21 protein-coding genes are annotated in these 19,837 nt (G+C 71.9%); 15 read left to right on the forward strand and 6 right to left on the reverse strand.

Annotation, left to right across the window (positions count from 1 at the left end):
- A partial coding sequence (locus VGO20_RS27940) for a sensor histidine kinase (protein ID WP_327505700.1) occupies positions 1-520 on the forward strand: 520 nt, incomplete at its 5' end.
- Positions 521-575: 55 nt separating this feature from the next.
- On the opposite strand, the gene VGO20_RS27945 is transcribed toward VGO20_RS27940, so the two are convergent.
- The gene (locus VGO20_RS27945) at positions 576-1,397 is read right to left on the reverse strand and encodes a tellurite resistance TerB family protein (protein ID WP_327505701.1); all 822 of its coding nucleotides are present in this window, start codon (positions 1,395-1,397) and stop codon (positions 576-578) included.
- A gap of 263 nt (positions 1,398-1,660) precedes the next feature.
- On the opposite strand from VGO20_RS27945, the gene VGO20_RS27950 reads away from it, so the two are divergent.
- Positions 1,661-2,884 (forward strand): Fic family protein, encoded by a 1,224-nt coding sequence (locus tag VGO20_RS27950; protein WP_327505702.1) that lies wholly within the window; start codon positions 1,661-1,663, stop codon positions 2,882-2,884.
- 12 nt (positions 2,885-2,896) lie between these two features.
- Here the strand turns inward: VGO20_RS27950 and VGO20_RS27955 are convergent, their stop codons facing one another.
- A complete protein-coding gene (locus tag VGO20_RS27955) occupies positions 2,897-3,727 on the reverse strand; it encodes a 2-keto-4-pentenoate hydratase (protein WP_327505703.1) in 831 nt (276 codons plus the stop codon).
- A gap of 198 nt (positions 3,728-3,925) precedes the next feature.
- On the opposite strand from VGO20_RS27955, the gene VGO20_RS27960 reads away from it, so the two are divergent.
- From VGO20_RS27960 to VGO20_RS27980, 5 genes are all read left to right on the forward strand, one after another.
- Positions 3,926-5,050 carry a glycosyltransferase family 4 protein gene (locus tag VGO20_RS27960; RefSeq protein WP_327505704.1) on the forward strand — a complete coding sequence of 375 codons (1,125 nt, stop codon included), beginning with the start codon at positions 3,926-3,928 and terminating at the stop codon, positions 5,048-5,050.
- A 64-nt stretch (positions 5,051-5,114) separates the two neighbouring features.
- Positions 5,115-6,908: an ABC transporter ATP-binding protein gene (locus VGO20_RS27965; RefSeq protein WP_327505705.1), complete on the forward strand. Its 1,794-nt coding sequence runs from the start codon at positions 5,115-5,117 to the stop codon at positions 6,906-6,908.
- A 20-nt stretch (positions 6,909-6,928) separates the two neighbouring features.
- Positions 6,929-8,125 carry a glycosyltransferase family 61 protein gene (locus tag VGO20_RS27970; protein ID WP_327505706.1) on the forward strand — a complete coding sequence of 399 codons (1,197 nt, stop codon included), beginning with the start codon at positions 6,929-6,931 and terminating at the stop codon, positions 8,123-8,125.
- Positions 8,122-10,053, forward strand: a complete 1,932-nt coding sequence (locus VGO20_RS27975) for a glycosyltransferase family 2 protein (protein WP_327505707.1) — start codon at positions 8,122-8,124, stop codon at positions 10,051-10,053. Before VGO20_RS27970 ends, VGO20_RS27975 begins: the two co-directional genes overlap by 4 nt.
- A gap of 95 nt (positions 10,054-10,148) precedes the next feature.
- Positions 10,149-11,345 carry a glycosyltransferase family 2 protein gene (locus tag VGO20_RS27980; protein ID WP_327505708.1) on the forward strand — a complete coding sequence of 399 codons (1,197 nt, stop codon included), beginning with the start codon at positions 10,149-10,151 and terminating at the stop codon, positions 11,343-11,345.
- 128 nt (positions 11,346-11,473) lie between these two features.
- Here VGO20_RS27980 and VGO20_RS27985 read toward each other — a convergent pair whose 3' ends face one another.
- Both VGO20_RS27985 and VGO20_RS27990 read right to left on the reverse strand, forming a co-directional pair.
- A complete protein-coding gene (locus VGO20_RS27985; RefSeq protein ID WP_327505709.1) occupies positions 11,474-11,893 on the reverse strand; it encodes a type II toxin-antitoxin system VapC family toxin in 420 nt (139 codons plus the stop codon).
- Positions 11,890-12,210: a FitA-like ribbon-helix-helix domain-containing protein gene (locus VGO20_RS27990; RefSeq protein WP_327505710.1), complete on the reverse strand. Its 321-nt coding sequence runs from the start codon at positions 12,208-12,210 to the stop codon at positions 11,890-11,892. The genes VGO20_RS27985 and VGO20_RS27990 overlap by 4 nt, the downstream gene beginning before the upstream one ends.
- An 87-nt stretch (positions 12,211-12,297) precedes the next feature.
- Between VGO20_RS27990 and VGO20_RS27995 the strand changes: the two genes are divergently transcribed.
- From VGO20_RS27995 to VGO20_RS28015, 5 genes are all read left to right on the forward strand, one after another.
- Positions 12,298-13,350: an ABC transporter substrate-binding protein gene (locus VGO20_RS27995; protein ID WP_327505711.1), complete on the forward strand. Its 1,053-nt coding sequence runs from the start codon at positions 12,298-12,300 to the stop codon at positions 13,348-13,350.
- Entirely contained in the window at positions 13,350-14,108 is a 759-nt protein-coding gene (locus tag VGO20_RS28000) for an ABC transporter ATP-binding protein (protein WP_327505712.1), read from the forward strand. The genes VGO20_RS27995 and VGO20_RS28000 overlap by 1 nt, the downstream gene beginning before the upstream one ends.
- The gene (locus tag VGO20_RS28005; protein WP_327505713.1) at positions 14,105-14,866 is read left to right on the forward strand and encodes an ABC transporter permease; all 762 of its coding nucleotides are present in this window, start codon (positions 14,105-14,107) and stop codon (positions 14,864-14,866) included. The genes VGO20_RS28000 and VGO20_RS28005 overlap by 4 nt, the downstream gene beginning before the upstream one ends.
- 22 nt (positions 14,867-14,888) lie before the next feature.
- The gene (locus VGO20_RS28010) at positions 14,889-15,596 is read left to right on the forward strand and encodes a DUF169 domain-containing protein (protein WP_327505714.1); all 708 of its coding nucleotides are present in this window, start codon (positions 14,889-14,891) and stop codon (positions 15,594-15,596) included.
- A gap of 86 nt (positions 15,597-15,682) precedes the next feature.
- Positions 15,683-16,393: a glutathione S-transferase family protein gene (locus tag VGO20_RS28015; RefSeq protein WP_327505715.1), complete on the forward strand. Its 711-nt coding sequence runs from the start codon at positions 15,683-15,685 to the stop codon at positions 16,391-16,393.
- A 109-nt stretch (positions 16,394-16,502) separates the two neighbouring features.
- Here the strand turns inward: VGO20_RS28015 and VGO20_RS28020 are convergent, their stop codons facing one another.
- Together VGO20_RS28020 and VGO20_RS28025 are read right to left on the reverse strand one after the other, a co-directional pair.
- Entirely contained in the window at positions 16,503-17,201 is a 699-nt protein-coding gene (locus VGO20_RS28020; RefSeq protein ID WP_327505716.1) for a cold-shock protein, read from the reverse strand.
- Positions 17,202-17,252: 51 nt separating this feature from the next.
- The gene (locus VGO20_RS28025) at positions 17,253-18,449 is read right to left on the reverse strand and encodes an MFS transporter (protein WP_327505717.1); all 1,197 of its coding nucleotides are present in this window, start codon (positions 18,447-18,449) and stop codon (positions 17,253-17,255) included.
- Between the two features lie 140 nt (positions 18,450-18,589).
- On the opposite strand from VGO20_RS28025, the gene VGO20_RS28030 reads away from it, so the two are divergent.
- From VGO20_RS28030 to VGO20_RS28040, 3 genes are all read left to right on the forward strand, one after another.
- Positions 18,590-18,970, forward strand: coding sequence for a hypothetical protein (locus VGO20_RS28030; RefSeq protein WP_327505718.1), 381 nt, complete (start codon positions 18,590-18,592; stop codon positions 18,968-18,970).
- Between the two features lie 100 nt (positions 18,971-19,070).
- Positions 19,071-19,553, forward strand: a complete 483-nt coding sequence (locus tag VGO20_RS28035; protein ID WP_327505719.1) for a hypothetical protein — start codon at positions 19,071-19,073, stop codon at positions 19,551-19,553.
- Positions 19,550-19,837: pyridoxamine 5'-phosphate oxidase family protein (locus VGO20_RS28040; protein ID WP_327505720.1), on the forward strand; the 288-nt coding region annotated here is incomplete at its 3' end. The genes VGO20_RS28035 and VGO20_RS28040, both read left to right, overlap by 4 nt.

Here is a 19,837-nt window from a genome sequence, read left to right on the forward strand (position 1 = left end):
CAGCGACGGCGAGACCCGCGACGCGCTGAGGGCGACGCTCAACCGCGTCGATTCCATGGCCCTGCTGCATCGGGTGCTGTACCGGACCGACGAGGCGGCCGGGATCGATTTCGGCCGCTACCTGGAGGAGCTGTGCGAGCATTTCGTCGAGGCGTTCGCGCTGTCGGACCAGGGCATCACGCTGTCGGTCGACGCCGAGCCGTGCCCGACCGACCTCGACCATGCGGTCCCGATCGCGCTCGCCGTCAACGAGGCGATCACGAACGCGATCAAGCACGCCTTCCCGGACGGCCGCGGGGGCAGCATCCTGGTCCGCGTCCGCCGCGACGGGCCCGAGGCGACGGTCGAGGTGCGCGACGACGGGGTCGGCGCCCCGGGGATGGATGTCGCCTCGCCGGGCATCGGCCGGACGCTGCTCCGCCGCCTCGTCCAGCAGGCGGGCGGCCGCCACGAACTGGAGATCCGCGACGGCACCACGTTCCGCGTCGTCTTCCCGGTCGACGGCCGGCCCCCGGCCTAGCCGGCTGTCCTCTTCGCTGCCGTCCTCATCGCCGCCGTCCTCATCGCCGCCGTCCTCAGCCGCCGGTCGCACCCCCGCCGACCATGCCGTCCAGGTCGTTCCGCCGCTCCTCCGGGATGTTCAGCCGGCTCGCGAGATAGTTCAGGTAGTGCTTCTCGGTCTGCGAGCCGTCGCGGATCGCGATCTCGGAGGCGATGTAGACCTGCTCGGCCGTCTCCTCGTCGCGGACCTCGCGCAGGATCGCGTCCAGCGGCTGCGGGTTGCTCAGCTCGCCTTCGATGATCCTGTGCTCCTCCGGGCCGGCGCCGGCCTGGTCCAGCGCGCCGACGATCCGCGTGCGCTCCTCCGGCGACAGCTCGCCGTCGGCATAGGCGGCCGCGATCATCGCCCGGACCAGCAGCAGCGCCTTGCGGTCGTCCAGGGTCTCCTCCGGCGGGGGCGGCGGCGGGGGCGGCGGCGGCTCGGGCTCGGCGCCGCGCCCGCCCCGCAGCACGTCGGCAAGCCGGTCGCCGAGGCCGCCGGCGCCGCCGGTCGTCCGCGTCCCGCCGCCGGTGCCACCGCCGGCGCCGCCGAAGATGCCGCCCAGCATGTCGGCGAGGCCGCCGCCCTGCGACGGGGCCGTGCCCGTGCCGCCCGGCCGCTGCGCCTGCCCCTTCGTCTGCCCCTGCGGCTGGTTCCGCTGGTAGTCCTGATAGGCGCGGTAGCCGAGATAGGCCAGCGCCGCCAGCCCGGCGGTCTGCTTCATGCTGCCGCCGCCGCGGCCGATGAATGCGTTGGACATGCCGGTCCCGCGGCGGGCGAAATGCGGCCCGCGCATCGCCCGCCCGGCGAGCCCGGTCGCCATCATGGTGCCGAGCACCTTCTTCATGTCAGCCATCGTGCCCTCGTGCTGAGGCGCGCGGGCCGTCCCCGCGTCACGCTCGGCCAACCGCCCTGACGGGCCGGAGTTCCCGAGGAGGATGGACGGGGCAGGAGGAGGGAGGAACTCTCGGCAGGCAGCGGATCCGAAAGCAGGCCTGAACCAAGCCTGCAGCCGGACATGAAACCGGACTTGCAACCGGACCTATCCAGGCTGGTGTTGCTTTCAAGGCCATGTTAACGCTGCACTTTCAACGCCTTGAAACCGGACGGAAACCGGACATGAATGCGGCTTCATCCACCACGCCCGAGGATCGCGGCGAGATGCCGGGCCTGATGGAGCCTCTGCTTGTCGGCGAGAGCTCTCCACGTCGCACGGCGCTCACCGACCTTGCCCTCGAACTGGCCATGCGCTCGACGGGTTTCCGTCGCGGCGTGCCGCTCGGCGTGCGAACCGCCCTGGCCGACCTCGTCCGGGCCATGAACTGCTATTACAGCAACCTGATCGAGGGGCACGATACCCATCCGGTCGACATCGAGCGTGCGCTCAGGAACGACTACAGCACCAATGCGGAGAAGCGGAACCTTCAGCTCGAAGCCAAGGCCCACATCGTCGTCCAGCAATGGATCGACGGTGGCGGGCTCGCCGGTCGCGCCACGACGCAGGACGGCATCCTGGAAGTTCACCGCCGCTTCTGCGACTTGCTTCCCGACGACCTGCTGTGGATCACGAATCAGGATACAGGGAAGAGGGTCAGGGTCGTCCCCGGAGAACTTCGTGGACGGGACGTCAGGGTCGGCAACCTCTTTCCGGTCAGTCCAGGCGCCTTGCCGAGGTTTCTGGCGCGTTTCGCGTCGGCCTACCGCAAGCTGGGGCGCACCGACAGCATCCTTGCCGCGGCCACTGCCCATCATCGTCTCCTCTGGATCCATCCGTTCCTCGACGGCAACGGCCGCGTCGCGAGGCTGATGTCCTACGCCATGCTGCTGGAAACCCTGGATACCGGCGGCGTCTGGTCGATCGCCCGCGGGCTCGCCCGCAACGAAAGCCGGTACAAGAAGCTGCTGATGAGTTGTGATCTGCCGCGCCGCAACGACCTCGACGGCCGCGGCACGCTTTCGGAAGAGGCGCTGGCGGAATTTCCGGCGTTCTTTCTGGACACCTGTATCGACCAGGTCGACTTCATGGAAAAGCTTGTCCAGCCCGACCGCCTGCGCGACCGCATCCTGATCTGGGCCGAGGAGGAGATCCGAGCCGAGACCTTGCCCCCGAAGTCGGGTGCCGTCCTCGAAGCAATTCTCTATCGCGGCGAGCTTCCCCGCGGCGACGTTCCCCATCTGCTCGGCGTCGGTGATCGTCAGGCGCGCCGCATCACTTCGGCCTTGCTCGGCCATGAAGTCCTTGCTTCGGACAGCCCGCGGGCCCCGTTGCGCCTGGCTTTCCCCGCCAAACTGGCCTCCCGTTGGATGCCGGGGCTGTTTCCGGAACACACGCCCGCGGCGTGAACCGGCGCCCGCCTACGGCGTGAACAGGACGTCCATCCCCGGCAGCGGCACCCCGTCGATCCCGGTCGTCCACCGCTCGCCCGGGCCGATCGGGAACGGGCGCGTCAGCGTGCCGGTCGTGACGATGTCCCCGGCGGCAGGCTTCCACGTCGCGGGTCCTGCCGCCGCCGAGGCCTCCACGAAGTGCCGCAGGGCCGAGAGCGGGCCGCCCAGCACGGCCGTCGCATGGCCCCGCTCGGCTTGCGCCCCGTCGCGCTCGAGCACGATCGTGAAGCCCTCCAGCGCCGGGCGCCACGCGGCGGCCGGCATGGCCTCGCCGACCGGCACGAACGCGCCGTGGCACAGCAGGCCGTGCAGCCCGAACGCCGCGATCGTGTCCGGCAGCCGGAACCGCCAGTCCGGGAACACGCAGTGCACGATCTCGAAGCCGTGGGCGACCGCGTCGACGCAGCCCATCAGCGCCGTCTCGTCCATGCCCGGTTCCGGCGTGCGGGCAAGCCTCAGCACGATCTCCGGCTCGATGCGCGGCGCTACCAGATGGCCGATCGCGCAACTGGCGGGGCCGGCCGGCATCTCGACGACGGTACGGTCGTAGACCGGGGCCCAGATCGGCGCGCGGACGCCGTACTCGTCCCACATCGCGTAATTGGTGAAGCCGATCTTCCAGCCCACGGGCCGCTCGCCGCGCGCGACGCGCAGCCCGGTGACGGCCTCGGCCACCCGGTAGGCCTCGGCCAGCCCGAACTCCGGGAGGTCGTCGGTCACCAGCGCCATGCAGGCCCCGGTGTCGGCCGCGGCCAGGATGCGCTCGGCCAGCGCGCGTGCTTCGGTGTCGGTTCCCATGGTCGGATATTGTAGGCCGGGCGGGGGGCTGCGCAACTGTCAATCCTTATCGACCGGCCTCCCGTCCAGCCCCCCGATCGACGCGGTCCGGGAACCGGGCGCGCGTACTCGCGTTAAAGATGCCAGCGCGACGAAGTCGGGTCGGCGCTTCGCCGTGCCGTCGTGTCGCTTCCGCAAGCCGAAGGAGTTGAAGCGACGATGCCCTTGCGGGTCCTTGTCTATTCCGTCGTCGACCGTCTTGATCCGGGCGGCGCGCAGATCGTGATCTCGCGCCTGCTGGCGAGCCTGCGGCGCCGCGGGCACGTCGTGACCGAGGCGTGGTCGGGGCCGGCTTCCGGGTCGGTGCCCGGCGAGTGGGTCTGCCCGCTCTACGTCCGCCCCCCCTCCGATGCCGCCCCGGCCCGCGCGCGGCCGTACCACCTGCCGTCGCTGTTCCGGCTGGCGGCGGGCCTGCTCCGCCGCAGGCCCCAGATCGTGAACGTCCATTTCGTGTCCGAGCAGGCCCTCTACTTCCTGCGCCTGAACGGCCTGTTCGGCTACAAGACCGTCCTGTCCGCCCACGGCACCGACATCCTGAAGCCGGCGCCGGCATGGCGCGACCTGCTGCCGGAATTCCTCGGCCGCGCGGACGCGGTGACCGTCGTGTCCCGCAACCTGGCCGACCGGGTGCTCTCGTACCCGGGCGTGGACCCGGCCAAGGTCCATGTGATCCCCAACGGCATCGACTGCGGCTTCTGGTCGCCGGGCGAGGGCGGGGCGCCCCCCGGTCCTCCAACCCCTGGCCCTCCAACCATCGTCGCCGTCGGCCGGCTGGAACCGGTGAAGGGGTTCGACCTCCTCCTGCAGGCCCTCGCCGCGGTGCGCCGGGTCGTGCCCGACGCCCGGCTGTGCATCGTCGGCGACGGCAGGCTGGCCGGGGAGCTGGCGGCCCAGGCCCGCGCGCTCGGCCTCGACGGCGCGGTCGAGCTTCCCGGGCGCCTGGAACGCGAAGGGGTCCGCGACCGGCTCCGCCGCGCCTCGGCCTTCGCCCTGTCGTCGCGCAGCGAGGGCATGCCGCTGGCGCTGCTGGAGGCGATGGCCTGCGGCGTCCCGCCGGTCGCGACCCGGGTCGGCGGCGTCCCCGAGGTCGTCGCCGACGACGCGGGGCTGCTCGTTCCCCCGGAGGACGCCGGCGCGCTGGCGGACGCGCTGGTCCGCGTGCTCCGGGACCCGGACCTGGCCGCCGGCCTCGGCCGGGCGGCGCACCGGCGCGCCCAGGCGTTCTCCAGCGCATCCTCCGAAGCGGCCTACGAACGTCTCTACGAGGCCCTGCTTCGGGATTGACCACCAACGATGAGGAAAGGCGCGGGCCCGCACGGACTTGCCGGGGCCGCGGAACGTCACGTCGATGCTCCCACAGCTCAAGAAGCTCGTCGCCCTGCTGGACCGCCGCGCCCGGCGCAACGGCATCATCCTGCTGCTGATGATGATCGCCGGCGCCGGGATGGAGGTGGTCGGCGTCGCCGCCGTTCCCGCCTATGTCAGCATGGTCGTCTATCCCGAGCAGCTCGCCCGCTTCCCCCTGCTCCAGTCCACGGTCGAGCGCCTGGGCCTGACCGACACCAACAGCCTCGTGGTCTGGGGGGCGGTCGCCCTGATCGCGGTGTTCGCGATCAAGAACTCCTTCCTGGTGTTCAACTACTACCTGCAGACGCGCTACACGACCAACCGCCGGATCGAGCTGGCCGGCAGGCTGACCAGGGCGTACATGCGCGCGCCCTATACCTTCCACGTCGCCCGCAACACCTCCGAGCTGCTGCGCAACATCGACCGCGAGGCCAGCGTCATCTCCTACCAGGTCCTGGGCGCGATCCTGGAGCTGCTGACCCATGTCCTGATCCTGGCCGCGGTGCTGATCTTCCTGTTCCTGGCGGAACCCTGGATCACCTTCTGGTGGATGGTCGTCTTCGGCCTGATGGGCGGCGCCGGCGTCGCGGCCGTCAGCGCCAAGCTGAAGCGCTACGGCCTGGAGGAGCAGGAGCAGCGCAAGCACTTCGTGCAAAGCCTCTACCAGGGCTTCGGCAGCATCAAGGAGGCGCGCGTCTTGAACCGGGAGGGGTTCTTCGCCGGCAAGGTCGCCGGCACCGTCAGCCGCATCGCCCGCGTCGTCCGCTTCAAGAACTTCACGACCAAGGCGATCGCCCCGGTCACGGAGTTCATCGCGATCACCGGCCTGCTGGTGATCGCTGCCGTCCTGGTCCTGCTCGGCCGGCCGACGGAATCGATCCTCGTCACCCTGTCGCTGTTCGTCGTCGGCCTCGTGCGGCTGCGCCAGACCATCGGCGCCGCCATGACCCATCTGGCGGGACTGCGCTACAGCATCGTGTCCGTCGATCCCGTCCACGCCGACCTCGGCGTCCTCGAGGCCGAGGGCGCGCCCCGGCCCGGCCCGGCCGGGACGCCGCCCCGCCACATGCGCAAGGCGCTGGAACTGCGCGACGTCTGGTACCGCCACGAGCAGGCGGGGACCCACGCCCTGAAGGGGATCGACCTCGTGATCCCGGCCGGCTCCGCGGTCGGCCTCGTCGGCAGCACCGGCGCGGGCAAGTCGACGCTGGTCGACGTGGTCCTGGGCCTGCTGCAGCCGGAACGGGGCAGCGTGCTCGTCGACGGCGTCGACATCCGCGAAGGCGGGGTCGGCGCGTGGCAGCGGACCATCGGCTACGTGCCGCAGTCCATCTACCTCCTGGACGACACGATCCGCCGCAACGTCGCTCTCGGCCTGGAGGACGCGGAGATCGACGAGGAGGCGCTGTGGACCGCCATCCGCACCGCCCAGCTCGAAGGCTTCGTGAAGGCCCAGCCGGAGGGGCTGGACGCGGTGATCGGGGAGCAGGGCGTGCGCCTGTCGGGGGGCGAGCGCCAGCGCATCGGCATCGCGCGCGCCCTCTACCACGATCCCGACGTGCTGATCCTGGACGAGGCGACCTCCTCGCTCGACAACGCGACCGAGCGCGCGATCATCGGCGCGGTGGAGACGCTGAAGGGCCGGCGCACCGTCATCATGATCGCGCACCGCCTGACCACGGTGCAGAACTGCGACGCGCTCCACTTCCTGAAGGCCGGCCGGATAGAGGCGTCGGGGTCCTATTCGGAACTTCAGGCCCTCCACCAGGATTTCCGACTGATGTCGTCGGGCTGATGCAAGGCACGGGAGTTCCCATGATCTCGATACGCGGCAGCCTGCGCCGCCACCTGGACCCGCTGGGGGAACGCGCCGTCGCCTCCGGCCTCCCGCCGGCCTGGCTCGGCTACCGCTGGGTCTCCGGCGAGACCGTCGCCGCGCATGTCGCGCGCACGGGCCGGGGGCGCTACGAGACCGTCCACGCCGAGGCGGTCGCCTCCAACCCCCTGCCGCGCAACGTCGCCGACCGCGCCGACCTGCCGGCCGACCGCGGCTGGTGGGGCTATTCGATGCGCGACGTCCCCGAACGGGTCAGCGGCGAGACCTTCGTCGCGACGCTGCCGGACTGCCGCCTCGTGTTCTGGAACGACCCGCGCAAGGACAACTTCTACCCCGCGATCCTGACGTCCGGCGGCCGGGCGCTGAACCTGCGCGAGATCGCCTTCCGGCCGGGCCATGCCGAAGCCCTGCGCGCCGGCCGGAAGGCGGCGCGGATCGACAAGGCGACCTGGGTGCTCGAGCGGGTCTACCACAACCATTCCCACTGGCTGACCGCGCATCTGCCCAAGCTCCACCTGCTGCGCACGCGCGGCGGCCTGGACGATCTGGTCCTGCCGCGCCGCCGCAACGCGGTCATCGACGCCTCGCTGCGGATGCTCGGCCTCGACCCTGGCGCCTTCGCGGATTTCGATCCCGACCGCCCGCTGGAGGTGGGGGAGCTCACCCTGGTCGGCACCGACCGCTTCCGCCCGGAACTGCTCCGCCCGGTCCGCGAAGCGCTGGCCCCGCCGCGGCCGGGAGCGCCGCCCGGATCTCCCCCTGGGCGCCGCGTCTTCATCAGCCGCGCCCGCTCGCGCGGCCGGCGCCTGCTGAACGAGGACGCGCTGTGGCCGTCGCTGCAGGCGGCGGGGTTCGAGCGCGTCTTCATGGAGGAGCTCGGCTTCGAGGAGCAGGTGGACCTGATGGCCGGGACGTCCGTGCTCCTCGCGCCGCACGGCGCCGGCCTCACCAACATGATGTTCTGCCCGCCCGGCGCCCATGTCGTCGAGATCGCCGATCTCGGCTTCCCCAACCCCAACTTCTACGCCCTCGCCTGCGCGATGGGGCTGCATTACTGGCTGGTGCCCGGCAGCGGCGTCGGCGACGGCCATCCCCTCGACAAGGACCTGCGCGTCGATCCGGACGCGGTCCGCGGCGTGCTGGCGCGCCTCGACGCCCCGGAGCCCGGAGGATGAGGATCTCCGTCGTCATCCCCTGCCACAACGGCGCGCAGTTCCTAGCCCCGACGCTGGACTCGCTCCTGAACCAGACCCTGCCGCCGCACGAGGTGATCGTCGTCGACGACGGCTCGACCGACGGCAGCGCCGACATCGCGCGGCGCTACGGCGCCCGGGTGGTGTCGCAGCGCCTGGGCGGGGCCTCGGCCGCCCGCAACGCCGGCGTGGCGCTCGCGCAGGGCGACGCGCTGATGTTCCTCGACGCCGACGACCTGCTCGGCCCGACCGTGCTGGCGGCGCTGGCCGACGTCCTGCGCCGGCATCCGGACGCCATCGCCTGCTGCCCCTGGTACCGCTTCGAGGAGGTCGGGGGCTGCTGGCTGACCGCGCCGGCATCCTGCGCGCCCCGGCGTCCCGGCCAGGACGACCTGGGCGCATGGCTGACGGGCTGGTACCACCCGCCCTGCTCGGTGCTGTGGTCGCGGCCGGCCTATGAGCGCAGCGGCGGCTGGGACCCGCAGGTCCGCGTCAACACCGACGGCGACGTCATGATGCGCGGCCTCGTGCGCGGCAACGTGCTGGTGCCGACCGGCGAGGGCACGGCCTATTACCGCCGCCTGCCCGGCGACGCCGTCTCGCTCAGCGGCACCCGCCTGACCCGGCGCGGGCTGGAATCCCGCCTGTTCGTGATCGACCGGATCGCCGCGATGCTGGCGGAGGCCGGCCGGCTGCCCCGCTACCGGGGACCGCTCGGCGAGGCCTACGAGACCATCGCCGAGGGCTGCGGCGACGAGCACCGCGACCTCCGGGACCGGTGCCTGGCCGCGGCCGCGCGCCATGCCGGCCCGGCCTGGCGGCGCCGCGCGCACCGCGCCGCCGCCCGGATCGGCTCCGCGTCCGGGCAGGTGGCCCGCCGCCTGGACGACCGGCTGGGCCGGCGCGACGCGCCGCCCGCCGCCGCGAGCCGTGAGCCGCGGCAGGGCGAACCGGGAGCAGGGGCGGGGGCGGCACCCCTGGTCAGCGTCGTGATCCCGGCCTACAACCGGGCGGACCTGCTTCCCCGCGCGCTCGACAGTGTCCTCGCCCAGGACTACCCGGCGTTCGAGGTGCTGGTCGTCGACGACGGCTCCACCGACGGCACGGCCGCCGTGGTGGCGGGGTATGGCGACCCGCGCATACGCTACCTGCCGCAGGACCGGAACCGCGGCGTCGCGGCGGCGCGCAACCGCGGCCTGCGCGAGGCGCGCGGCGAGTTCGTCGCCTTCCTCGATTCCGACGACGAGTGGCTGCCCCGCAAGCTGTCCTTGCAGGTGGCGCTGTTCGCCGGCGGCTCGCGGCGCCTCGGCCTCGTCTATACCGGCGTCGAGTCCGTGGTCGGGCAGGGGGAGCGCGAGGTCGAACTGCCGGTCCATCGCGGCGACGTCCACGCCCTGATGCTGCTGAGGAACGTCGTGCATGGCGGCGGGTCGAACGTGATGATCCGGGCGTCCGTCGTCGCGACCGTGGGCTATTTCGACGAGACGCTGCCGGCGATCGAGGACTACGAGTACTGGCTGCGCATCGCGCGCTTCTACGAGGTCGATTTCGTCGACGAAGCCCTGATCCGCTACCACAACCAGGACGACCCCGCCGGCGAGCGCGCCCGCCTGCGCCGCTCGCTGAACTTCGCCGCCAACATGGAGGCGCGCCGCCGCTTCCACGAGCGCTACCGCCATGAGATGCGCCGCGCCGGGGTCGAGCACCTGTTCCTGCTCGACAGCGCGCGGCGCCACCTGGAATCGCCGTTCGGGGACGCGCTGTCGGCCCGGCGGCTGGCCCTGCGGGCGCTGCTGGAGCGGCCCGCCGCCTACGCCGCCTATCCGTGGCTGCTGCCCGGCCGCCTGCGGCGGACGTTGCGACCCGCCGTCCGGCGCGTGCGCGCGCTGCTGCCCGCCCGGGGCCTGTGATTTCTTCAAGCCATGAAGATCATCATCGGAACGCCGAAGGTAACGCCTTGTTGACGCACGAGCGCAACGGACGGATTCCAGAGGATTTTCGCAGTATGCCCGAAATATCCGTGATCATTCCGACCTACAATCGGGCGGATTTCCTGGTCGAGGTGCTGCGGGCCCTGGAGAAGCAGACCCATCCGCTGCACGAGATCATCGTGGTCGACGACGGCTCGACCGACGACACGCGCGGCCGGGTCATGGGCTTCGGCGGCCGGGTCCGCTATCTCCACCAGGAGAACGCCGGCAAGTCGGCCGCCCTCAACGCCGGCCTCGCCCGGTGCGGCGGCCGCTACGTGTGGATCTGCGACGACGACGACCTGCCGGTGCCCGAGGCGGCCGAGCGCCTCCTCGCCGGGCTGGAGGCGAGCGGCGCCTGCTTCTCCTTCGGCCGCTACCGCCGCTTCCGCCGGGACGGCGGGACCGGCGAGCCGGAGGTCTTCGACGGCGGCTACTGGCCCGAGCTGGGCGCCAACTCGCTGTTCCTGACCCTGCTGGAGGACTTCTTCCTGTTCCAGAACGCGATGCTGGTCAGGAAGGAGGCCTACGACGCCGTCGGCCCGTTCCGCACCGACCTCGTGCGCTCCCAGGACTACGAGATGGCGATCCGGCTCGCCCGCCGGTTCCAGGGCGTCCACGTCCCCGAGATCGTGTTCCTGCAGCGCGTCCACGAGGGCCCGCGCGGTCCCGGGCAGGACCGCTTCTCCGCCGACCGCCAGGTCGAGCGGTGGGTCCTCTACGACAAGGTGATCTTCCTGGAGCTGTACGAGACCCTCGCCCTGGAGGAGTTCACCCCCGACGGCGTCGCGCAGGAGCCGGAGCCCGTCCGCCGGCGCGCGGCGCTGCTGCAGCGCGCCTGCGTCGTCGCGCGCAAGAAGCTGTGGACGCTCGCCCTCGACGACCTCGACCTGGCCGCGCGCGCGGCGCACGGATACCCGCTCACCCCCGCGGAGGCCGGCGTCTGCCGGCGCTTCCTGCTCTCCAAATACGGCTGCGACGAGCTTCTCGTCCAATCCGAGATCGCGGGACGGCTGCGCGCGCTCGCGGACGAGAGCGCGCAGGGCGCCGCCATCGTCGCCACCATGGCCGAGCCGCTGCTCTGGCGGTCGCGCCAGGCGGCGGCGGCCGGCGACGTCCAGGCCTCGATCGGCTTCCTCGGCCTGATCTTCCGCCTGCGCGGCTACCGCGGCAGCTCGGAGATCCTGTGGTCCGCCGTCCAGCGCCGCTCGCCCTGGAACGCCGCCGCCTGACGCGCGCCCCGGGCGTGCGTCCGGGGCGCTGCCGGCGCCTGAGGAGCACGAACAGGGGCGCGACCGCGCCGCCGGCGCCTGAGGAACACGAACACCAACACGAACAGGCGCGCGACCGCGCCCCCCGCTCAGTGATCCCAGGGATCGATGAGGTGCAGGCCGCAGTCCCGGAAATCCGCCGTGTTCCGGGTCGCCAGCGCCGCGCCGCGCGAGGACGCGATGGCGGCGATCTGCGCGTCGAAGCCGCCCACCGGCCGTCCCACCCGCCGCCGGCCGGCGGCGAGCAGCGCGAAGGCCCGGGCGGCGGCCGCGTCGAACGGCAGGACCCGGTCCGCGAAGTCCTCCTCGAACATCCGCTCGGCAGCAGCCAGCAGGTCGTCGCGCCGTCCGCCGCTCGTCAGCGCGGTGAGGGCGAACCGGATCTCGGCCTGGCTGATGGTCGTGGTGAACAGGCTGGTGCCGGTCTGCAGCGAGAACCAGCGCAGCACCGCCTCGGCCGGCGCCGGGCGCATCAGCTCCGACAGGACGTTGGTGTCCAGGACGATCATCGCGTCGGGCCCTGCGGTTCGCGCAGCGGTTCGCGCGCCGTCGGCGGCAGCTCGATGCTGCCGACCGCCGCGAATCGCCGCCGGATGGCCCTGCCCAGGTCGGCCGAGGACTGGCGTTCCTCGGTGAGCGCCGTGCGCAGGATCTGCCGGGCCTCGTCCTCCATGGAACGGCCGTGCTGGGCGGCGCGTATCCGCAGCTTTACCTTCAGCGGATCTTCCAGGTTCCGGATCGTGATGCTCGCCATGTGGTCCTCCCGTCCAGCGGGAAAGTAGTCGTTGATCTCGCGGAGTGCAAAGTCGGCGAGGCGGGCAGGCATGAGATTCTCGTTGCAACCTCCTCGCCGACGGCCCAATTTACAAGAGTGGAGTGTTGTACACAATATATTTGTGGAACGGAGTTCGCCATGAGCTGCTGCGACCCGAACGGCACCGGAAGCCCCGTCCCCGAGGACCGGGCCATCGGCCGGCGCGCCGCGCTTAAGACGCTGGCGGGCGTGACCGGCGGGATCGCGGTCGCGAGCCGCGGCCTGCCCGCGCGCGCGGCGGGGGAGGCGGTCAGCCTCGCCTTCTGCGGCCAGCTCCTGTGCGTCGTTCCCTACGAGGTGACGAAGGCGCGCGGCCATTTCGCGGCCGAGGGGCTGGACGTCGACCTCGTCTACACCCGCGGCGGCAGTGCTGCCGTGCAGGCGCTGGTCGGCGGCGCGGTGGACTACGCGGCCTCGTCCTTCGACGTCGCGGTCCAGGCCTTCGACAAGGGCGCGCGCATCCTGCGCTTCGCGTCCACGGGGCGGCTGCCGCTGTTCGCGCTCGCGGCCGGCCCGCGCTCGGTCGCGGAGGTGACGGACCTCGCCTCGCTCGCCGGCAGGACCCTGGGCGTCTCGGCGCTCGGCAATGCCGACCACGTGCTGGCGCTCTACCTCCTCGGCCAGGCGGGCGTCGACCCGGGGCAGGTGCGCTTCGCGACGCTCGGCCCCAATCTCTACGACGCGGTCCGCCTGGGCCAGGTCGATGCCGGCATGGTCCAGGAGCCGGCGCTGACCCTGCTGCTGGAGGCGGGCGGCAAGGTCCTGGTCAACGTGATGGACATCGACCACGCGCACCGCCATCTCGGCGGCCCGTACGAGTTCATGGGCATCGCCGTGCGCGCCGAGGAGCGCGACGAGCGGCTGGAGCAGATGCGCAGGCTCACCCGCGCCCTCGACAAGGGCCTGCACGACACGCGCACGATCCCGGTCGAGGAGGTGGTCGCGGCCCTCCCGCGCGAGCTGGTGGCCGGCGGCAACCGCGGCCAGCTCGTCGACATCCTGGAGCGCCATCGCGCGTCCCTCTACCCCGAGACGCCGGCGATCGACCCCGAATCGGCGGGCCGCGTCATCCGCTCCCTCGCCTCGGCCGACCTGATCCAGCCCGACTTCCCGCTCGACCGGCTGATCGACCGTTCCGTGGTGGAGGGGTGATGCTCGACCTCAAGAACGTCACGCTCGCCTACGGGGCGGTCCCGGTCCTGGAAGGCGTCGACCTGTCCGTCGCCGCCGGCGAGTTCGTGAGCCTCGTCGGCCCGTCGGGCTCCGGCAAGACCAGCATCCTGCGCGCGGTCACCGGCCTGCAGAAGCCGCTGGCGGGCACGGTCGCGCTCGAGGTCGGCCGCGACGAGGTCGGGTTCCTGTTCCAGGACGACGCGCTCCTGCCCTGGCGCACGGCGCTCGAGAACGTGATGCTCGGCCTGCGCATCCGCAAACTCGCCAAGCGCGAGGCGCGGGAGCGCGCGTCGGACTGGCTTGACCGGCTCGGCCTCGCCGGGTTGGGCGACCGCTACCCGCGCGAGCTTTCGGGCGGCCAGCGCAAGCGCGTCGCGATCGCCCAGGTGCTGGCGCTGTCGCCGCGCTTCCTGCTGATGGACGAGCCCTTCGCCTCGCTGGACGCGATCGTGCGCCTGCGCATCACCCAGGACCTGCTGGGCTGGGTCGAGCGCGAGCGCATGAGCGTGCTGCTCGTGACCCACGACCTGGAGGAGGCGATCCAGCTCTCCGACCAGGTGTTCGTGCTGTCCAACGGCCCGCGCGCCCGCATCCGGGCGGGCTACCGCGTGCCGCTGCAGCGTCCGCGCGACCTGCTCGCGGCCCGCCGCCACCCCGCCTTCGGCGATCTGGTGGACCGGCTGTGGCGCGACCTGTCGGACGAGATGGGCCCCGCCTTCCGGGAGGCCGCCGAATGAGGACGCTGCTCGACCGGGTCGCCGTGCGCCGCACGCTGGCCCTGCTGGTGCTGGTGGCGATCTGGGAGGGGCTGGGGCGCGTCGGCGTGCTCGATCCCTTCTACGCCCCGCCGCCCTCCCACGTCGCCGCCGTGCTGGCCGAGCTGTTCGCCGACGGCAGCATCTGGGACCATCTCCACGCGACCTTCCTGGCCGCGCTGGCCGGGCTGCTGCTGGGCCTGCTGGTCGGCATCGTCCTGGGCTTCGCCGCCGCCCTCGTGCCGGTGCTGGCGGAACTGCTCGAGCCGGTGATGATGCTGCTCAACGCGGTGCCGCGCGTGATCCTGGCGCCGTTGTTCGTGATCTGGTTCGGCATCGATCTCAGCTCGAAGATCGCGCTGTCGCTGGTCCTGGTCTCGGTGCTGGTGTTCTTCGCCGTCTATGGCGGGATCAAGGAGGTCGACCGCCGCCTGGTCGAACGGGTGCAGACGCTCGGCGGCGGGCGCTGGGTCCTGCTGCGCGAGGTCTACGTCCCCTCCGTGACGGCCTGGGTGATGGGCAACCTCAAGGTCGCGGTCGGCTTCGCCTTCACCGGCGCCGTCGTCGGCGAGTTCGTCGCCAGCACGCGCGGCCTCGGCTACCTGCTCCAGTTCGCGCAGAGCACCTACAACGCCGGCCTGACCCTGGGGCTGGTGATCCTGATCATGGCCTTCGTGCTCGTGCTGTTCAGCCTGTCCGAACGGGTCGAGCGGCGCCTGCTGCGCTGGCGCTACCGCTGACCCTCTCATCAGGAAGCCCCCGATGTCCTTCGCCGACGTTTCCGACCGCCTGACCCGTGCCCTCGGCCTGGACCTGCCCCCGGTGGCGCTCGCCTTCCTGGACGCGCCGCCGCCCGGCGTCGCGGTGGACGACGCGCTGGCGCCGTCGGCCTGCAGCTTCTGGCGCCGCGCCGAGGCGCAGACCGTCTACGCGCCCGCGAAGGCCCATTACCACTGCCAGATCGGCGCCCATGTGATGGGCTTCGACCTGCCGCCCCAGGTCGGCGACGAGTTGGGCGCCGTGATCGGCCAGGTCGTCGGCAACGGCTATATCGGCGCCGAGGAGCCGGCGAACCTGCCGCGCCGGGCCGAGCCGCGGGCCGGCATCCTCTACGGCCCGCTGGCGGATTTCCCCGCGGCGCCGGACGCGGTGCTGCTGTGGCTGACCCCGGTCCAGGCGATGATCTGGAGCGAGGCGTCCGGCGGCGCCGCCTGGGGTGCCGGCGTGCCCTCCGCGGCGTTCGGCCGCCCGGCCTGCGCCGCCGTCCCGGCCAGCCTGGACGCCGGCCGGCCGGTGCTCTCGCTCGGCTGCATCGGCATGCGGACCTTCACGGCCGTGCCGGCCGACCGCATGCTGGCGGTCGCACCGGGCGCGGGCATCGCCGCGGTGGCCGAGGCGGTCGCCGCAGCGGCCGAGTTGAACGTCGGGATGCGCGGCTACTACGAAGGCCGGCTCGCCGCTGTCTCGTGACGCCCGTCCCCGCCGGGGGCCGGCGGCGCTTGGCGGCATTCATTTGAAATCATATCATCGTCCCCTGGCTATCGACGCGGGGGACGATGACGACGCTGACGCTGTACGAACTGGCGGGTGCCGAGGACGACCGCCGGTTCAGCCCGTATTGCTGGCGGGTCCGGCTGGCGCTGGCGCACAAGGGGCTGGCCGTCGAGGGCGTGCCCTGGCGCTTCACCGAGAAGGAGGCGATCGCCTTTTCCGGGCAGGGCAGGGTGCCGGTCCTGGTGGACCGCGGCCGCGCGGTCGCCGATTCCTGGGACATCGCCTGCCACCTGGAGGAGGCCTGGCCCGATCGCCCGTCGCTGTTCGGTGCCGGGGCGAGTGGTGCCGCCGGCCGGGCGCTGTCGCGCTTCTACGTCGACTGGACCGACATGGTCGTGCATGCCGGCCTGGTCCGGATGATCGTGGCCGACATCCACGGCCATCTGCACGAGAAGGACAAGGCGTATTTCCGCGAGAGCCGGGAGGCACGCCTGGGCGGCGCGCTGGAGGCGGTCTGCGCCGACCGGGACGTGCGGGTGGTGGAGTTCCGCCGCGGCCTCGCGCCGCTGCGCGCGACGCTGAAGCGCCAGCCCTTCCTGGGCGGCGAGTCGCCGCTGTTCGCGGACTATGCCGTGGCCGGGGCCTTCATGTGGGCGCGCGCCATCAGCCCCTTCCAGTTGCTGGAAGCAGGAGACCCTGTCGCGGATTGGCGCTCGCGCATCCTCGCCCGGCTGGACGAAACCGCTGCCGGGTTCCTGGCCTATCCGTGCTGAAGCCCACCGGGCTTGTCGGCGGGCTTGTCGGCCGGCTTGTCGAATGGAACCGACGGATGAGCGGGGGGACCTACGCGGTTCCCCCGCCGCTCCGCACCGCCGAGGCGGTTCAGTCCATCTCGATCGAGACGGCTTCCGGGCCCTTGTTGCCCTGGCGCACCTGCGCGCGGACATAGGCGCCTTCCGGCAGGATCGACAGCCCCGAGCGCTCGATCGCGCTGGCGTGGATGAAGATGTCCTTGCCGCCGGCGTCCGGGGCGATGAAGCCGAAGCCCTTCTCGGCGTTGTACCACTTCACGGTGCCGCCGACCTCTTCGGTCGGGCCGGAATCGCGATCGTAGCCGCCGCGGCCGCCGCCGCTGCGCTCGCGCGGGGCGCCGAAGGAGCTGCCGCCGCGGCCACTGCTGGCCGGAGCGGAGCGACCGGGCGTCGCCGTCGAGGTGTCGATGTCGCGCACGGCGCTGACCTGCGGGCCTTTCTGACCCTGCGCGAGATCGACGATGAGGGTGGTGCCCTCGGGTACGTTATCGTATCCGAGGAGATTCAGGACCGATCCGTGGAGGAACGCATCCGGGGAGCCATCCTCGGGGGTGACGAAGCCGAAACCCTTGGAGGGGTTATACCACTTCACCGTCGCCCGGACATTGCTGGCGATCGGCATCGCCGGCTGGCGGCCCATGGGACGGGAGGGAGGAGAAGAACGCATAGGACGTGTCAAGGTATAGCAGTTTCGAAGATCGCCAGGGTACGCGGCCTTTGCGTCCGTGGCAAACGCGAAATCGGGCCATGCGCCCACCGGAGTGTTCATTTTTCCTTCTCCCGGGAATGGCGGCGCGGAAGGCGGCCGGACGCGGCCGGTTCAGCCGGGCTGGGCCTGCGCCGCCGTCCGGCGCACCCCCATCAGCCACAGCAGGACGCACGCCACCACCCCGGTCAGCGCCAGCAGGACGAGGTTGACGGTGGCCCAGCCGGCCAGCGCGTGCACCGTGCCCGAGCTGAGCGCGCTGACCGCGACCGCGGTGAACACCAGGAAGTCGTTCATCCCCTGCACCTTCGCCTTCTCGGCGGCCCGGTAGGTCTCGGTCAGCAGCGTCGTCGCGCCGACGAACAGGAAGTTCCAGCCGATCCCCAGCAGGATCAGCGCCGGCCAGAACGACAGCATCAGCGTGCCCCCCGACAGGTTCAGCGCCACGCAGCCGACATAGAGCAGCGCTCCCGTCATCATCACCGCGGGCGAGCCGAACCGGCCGATCAGCCGCCCGGTGAAGAAGGCCGGCGCGTACATGCCGACCACGTGCCACTGCAGCACGAAGGCCGCGTCGGAGAAGGTGTGGTGCGCATGGTCGAGCACCGCGAGCGGGGTCGACGTCATCACGAAGTTCATCCCGGCGAATCCGATGATCCCCGCGAGCACGGCGGCGACGAAGGCCGGCTGGCGCGCGATCTCCCGCAGCGGCCGGGTCGGCCCGGAGGTCTCGGCGCTGGAGGGCGCCGGCAGCTCCACGAAGCCGATCAGCAGCAGCGTCCCCGCATGCAGCAGCGGCAGGGTCGCGAAGGTGCCCGCGAACTCCGCCGTCGTGAACAGGTCCTTGGTCCAGGTGGCGAGGTTGGGCCCGAGGAAGGCGGCGACGATGCCGCCCGCCATCACCCACGAGATCGCCCTCGGCCGGAACGCCGGGGAGGCGACGTCCGCCGCCGCGAAGCGGTAGAGCTGGTTGAACGCCGCGGCGACGCCCAGCAGCACCAGCCCGGCCGAGAACAGCACGAAGTCGCCCCGCCACGTCGCGAGCGTCGCGACCGCGCCGCCGACCATCCCGAACACCGACCCGGTGACGAAGCCGAACCGCCGCCCCATCCTCTTCATCAGCAGCGAGGCCGGCAGCGGCGTCAGCATCATGCCGACGAACATCAGCGCCAGCGGCAGCGTCGCCAGCCCCGGATCGGGCGCGATCAGCGTGCCCGCCACGGCCGCCGCCGTCATGATCAGCGACGTCGTGCTCATCCCGAAGGCCAGGCATGCGGCCAGCAGCAGGACGTTGCGCTTCTCGTTCTTCATCAATGCCCCTCGCTCGCGGCTTCATGCGGGGGCTGCGAAAGCGTGCGCCACGTCTTCCCTGCGCGCCCATGCGGAAAATCCGGTATAGTCTGCACCGCCCTTCGGCTGCTCGTCCACCCCTCGTCCCGGCAACGCCATCCATGAACGATCCCGTCCGCCTCCTCGAGGAAATGCAGCGCGCGAGCGACAGCACGGTCGCCTTGCTCCAGGCCTCGGCGGAGGCCCAGGGCCGGATCGCCGGCCTGCTCGCGGGCGCGCTCGCCGCCCAGACCGCCACGGTCGGCCTGATGATCGAGGCGGGCCTCCTGTCCTGGCGCCAGGCGGCCGCCTATTACGAGGCGGTGCTGGCGAGCCTGTCGCCCGCGCGCCGCGACGGCCCCGAGAGCGAGGCGATCCGCTCCGTGCTGACCTTCCTGGAGGACACCTACGGCGGCGCGAGGGAGCCGGCTGGCCGCCCGCGCCTGTCCGTCGTCGAGGGCGGCGCGGGGGATGACGGCGCAAGGGATGACGGCGCCGGCTGAAGCGCCGCGCCGGTTCCGGCGCTCGCCTCGTCATGCCGGTTCCGGTACTCACCCCAACGTGCCGTATGCGCGGCGCGCGGCGCCCTGGTATATTTGGTCCATGCAGCGGGACGTTCTCATCGCCGGCGACCTCGCCGCCTTCCTCGAAGGGGGCGTCAGCATCGTCGTATCCTCCAGCGGCGGCGAAGGGCCGACGATCGGCCGCGCGCTGGGCTGCGTCGTCTCGCCGGACCGGTGCCGCGTCACGGTGTTCCTGTCCACCTCGGCGAACGCGGCGCTGGTCGCGGCGGTGGCCGCAACGGGCGTCGTCGCCGTGGTCTTCACCGAGCCGAGCACCAACCGCTCCGTCCAGCTCAAGGGCGCCGACGCGCGGATCGCACCCCCGGAAGGCGACGTCGGGCCCCTCCTGTCCCGCCATGTCGAGGCTTTCCGCCGGGACCTGGAGCTGATCGGCTTCGACGAGGCCTTCACGCGGGTCCTGATGGCCTACGATGTCGACGACTTCGTCGCCCTGTCCTTCACGCCGCGCTGCAGCTTCGACCAGACGCCGGGTGCCCGCGCGGGGAGCCCGCTGGCATCATGAGCGAACGTCTGACCCTCGATGCGATCCGGCCCTGCCTGGAGGGCGTGATCCCGGCGGCGATCGGGACCTGCGCGCCCGACGGCACGCCGAACGTGTCGCTGATCTCCCAGGTGCATTACGTCGACGACGCGCATGTCGCGCTCTCCTACCAGTTCTTCAACAAGACCCGCGCCAACATCCTGGCGAACCCGCATGCGGCGCTGCTGCTGATCGACCCGGCGACGGTCCGCCAATACCGGCTGTGCATGCGCTACCTCCATACCGAGACCGGCGGCCCGCTGTTC

Source organism: Arenibaculum sp. (genome assembly GCF_035998295.1).
GTDB lineage: Bacteria > Pseudomonadota > Alphaproteobacteria > Azospirillales > Azospirillaceae > DASYHS01.

Coding starts and splice junctions, on each gene's coding strand:
- VGO20_RS27985 (WP_327505709.1), bottom strand. CDS start 11,893: ATGATCGTCCTGGACACCAACGTCCTGTCGGAGCTGATGCGCCCGGCG.
- VGO20_RS27990 (WP_327505710.1), bottom strand. CDS start 12,210: ATGCCTGCCCGCCTCGCCGACTTTGCACTCCGCGAGATCAACGACTAC.
- VGO20_RS28015 (WP_327505715.1), top strand. CDS start 15,683: ATGACGACGCTGACGCTGTACGAACTGGCGGGTGCCGAGGACGACCGC.
- VGO20_RS27945 (WP_327505701.1), bottom strand. CDS start 1,397: ATGGCTGACATGAAGAAGGTGCTCGGCACCATGATGGCGACCGGGCTC.
- VGO20_RS28025 (WP_327505717.1), bottom strand. CDS start 18,449: ATGAAGAACGAGAAGCGCAACGTCCTGCTGCTGGCCGCATGCCTGGCC.
- VGO20_RS28000 (WP_327505712.1), top strand. CDS start 13,350: ATGCTCGACCTCAAGAACGTCACGCTCGCCTACGGGGCGGTCCCGGTC.
- VGO20_RS27980 (WP_327505708.1), top strand. CDS start 10,149: ATGCCCGAAATATCCGTGATCATTCCGACCTACAATCGGGCGGATTTC.
- VGO20_RS27995 (WP_327505711.1), top strand. CDS start 12,298: ATGAGCTGCTGCGACCCGAACGGCACCGGAAGCCCCGTCCCCGAGGAC.
- VGO20_RS28020 (WP_327505716.1), bottom strand. CDS start 17,201: ATGAACACTCCGGTGGGCGCATGGCCCGATTTCGCGTTTGCCACGGAC.
- VGO20_RS27955 (WP_327505703.1), bottom strand. CDS start 3,727: ATGGGAACCGACACCGAAGCACGCGCGCTGGCCGAGCGCATCCTGGCC.
- VGO20_RS27975 (WP_327505707.1), top strand. CDS start 8,122: ATGAGGATCTCCGTCGTCATCCCCTGCCACAACGGCGCGCAGTTCCTA.
- VGO20_RS28010 (WP_327505714.1), top strand. CDS start 14,889: ATGTCCTTCGCCGACGTTTCCGACCGCCTGACCCGTGCCCTCGGCCTG.
- VGO20_RS27960 (WP_327505704.1), top strand. CDS start 3,926: ATGCCCTTGCGGGTCCTTGTCTATTCCGTCGTCGACCGTCTTGATCCG.
- VGO20_RS27950 (WP_327505702.1), top strand. CDS start 1,661: ATGAATGCGGCTTCATCCACCACGCCCGAGGATCGCGGCGAGATGCCG.
- VGO20_RS28035 (WP_327505719.1), top strand. CDS start 19,071: ATGCAGCGGGACGTTCTCATCGCCGGCGACCTCGCCGCCTTCCTCGAA.
- VGO20_RS28005 (WP_327505713.1), top strand. CDS start 14,105: ATGAGGACGCTGCTCGACCGGGTCGCCGTGCGCCGCACGCTGGCCCTG.
- VGO20_RS27970 (WP_327505706.1), top strand. CDS start 6,929: ATGATCTCGATACGCGGCAGCCTGCGCCGCCACCTGGACCCGCTGGGG.
- VGO20_RS28030 (WP_327505718.1), top strand. CDS start 18,590: ATGAACGATCCCGTCCGCCTCCTCGAGGAAATGCAGCGCGCGAGCGAC.
- VGO20_RS27965 (WP_327505705.1), top strand. CDS start 5,115: ATGCTCCCACAGCTCAAGAAGCTCGTCGCCCTGCTGGACCGCCGCGCC.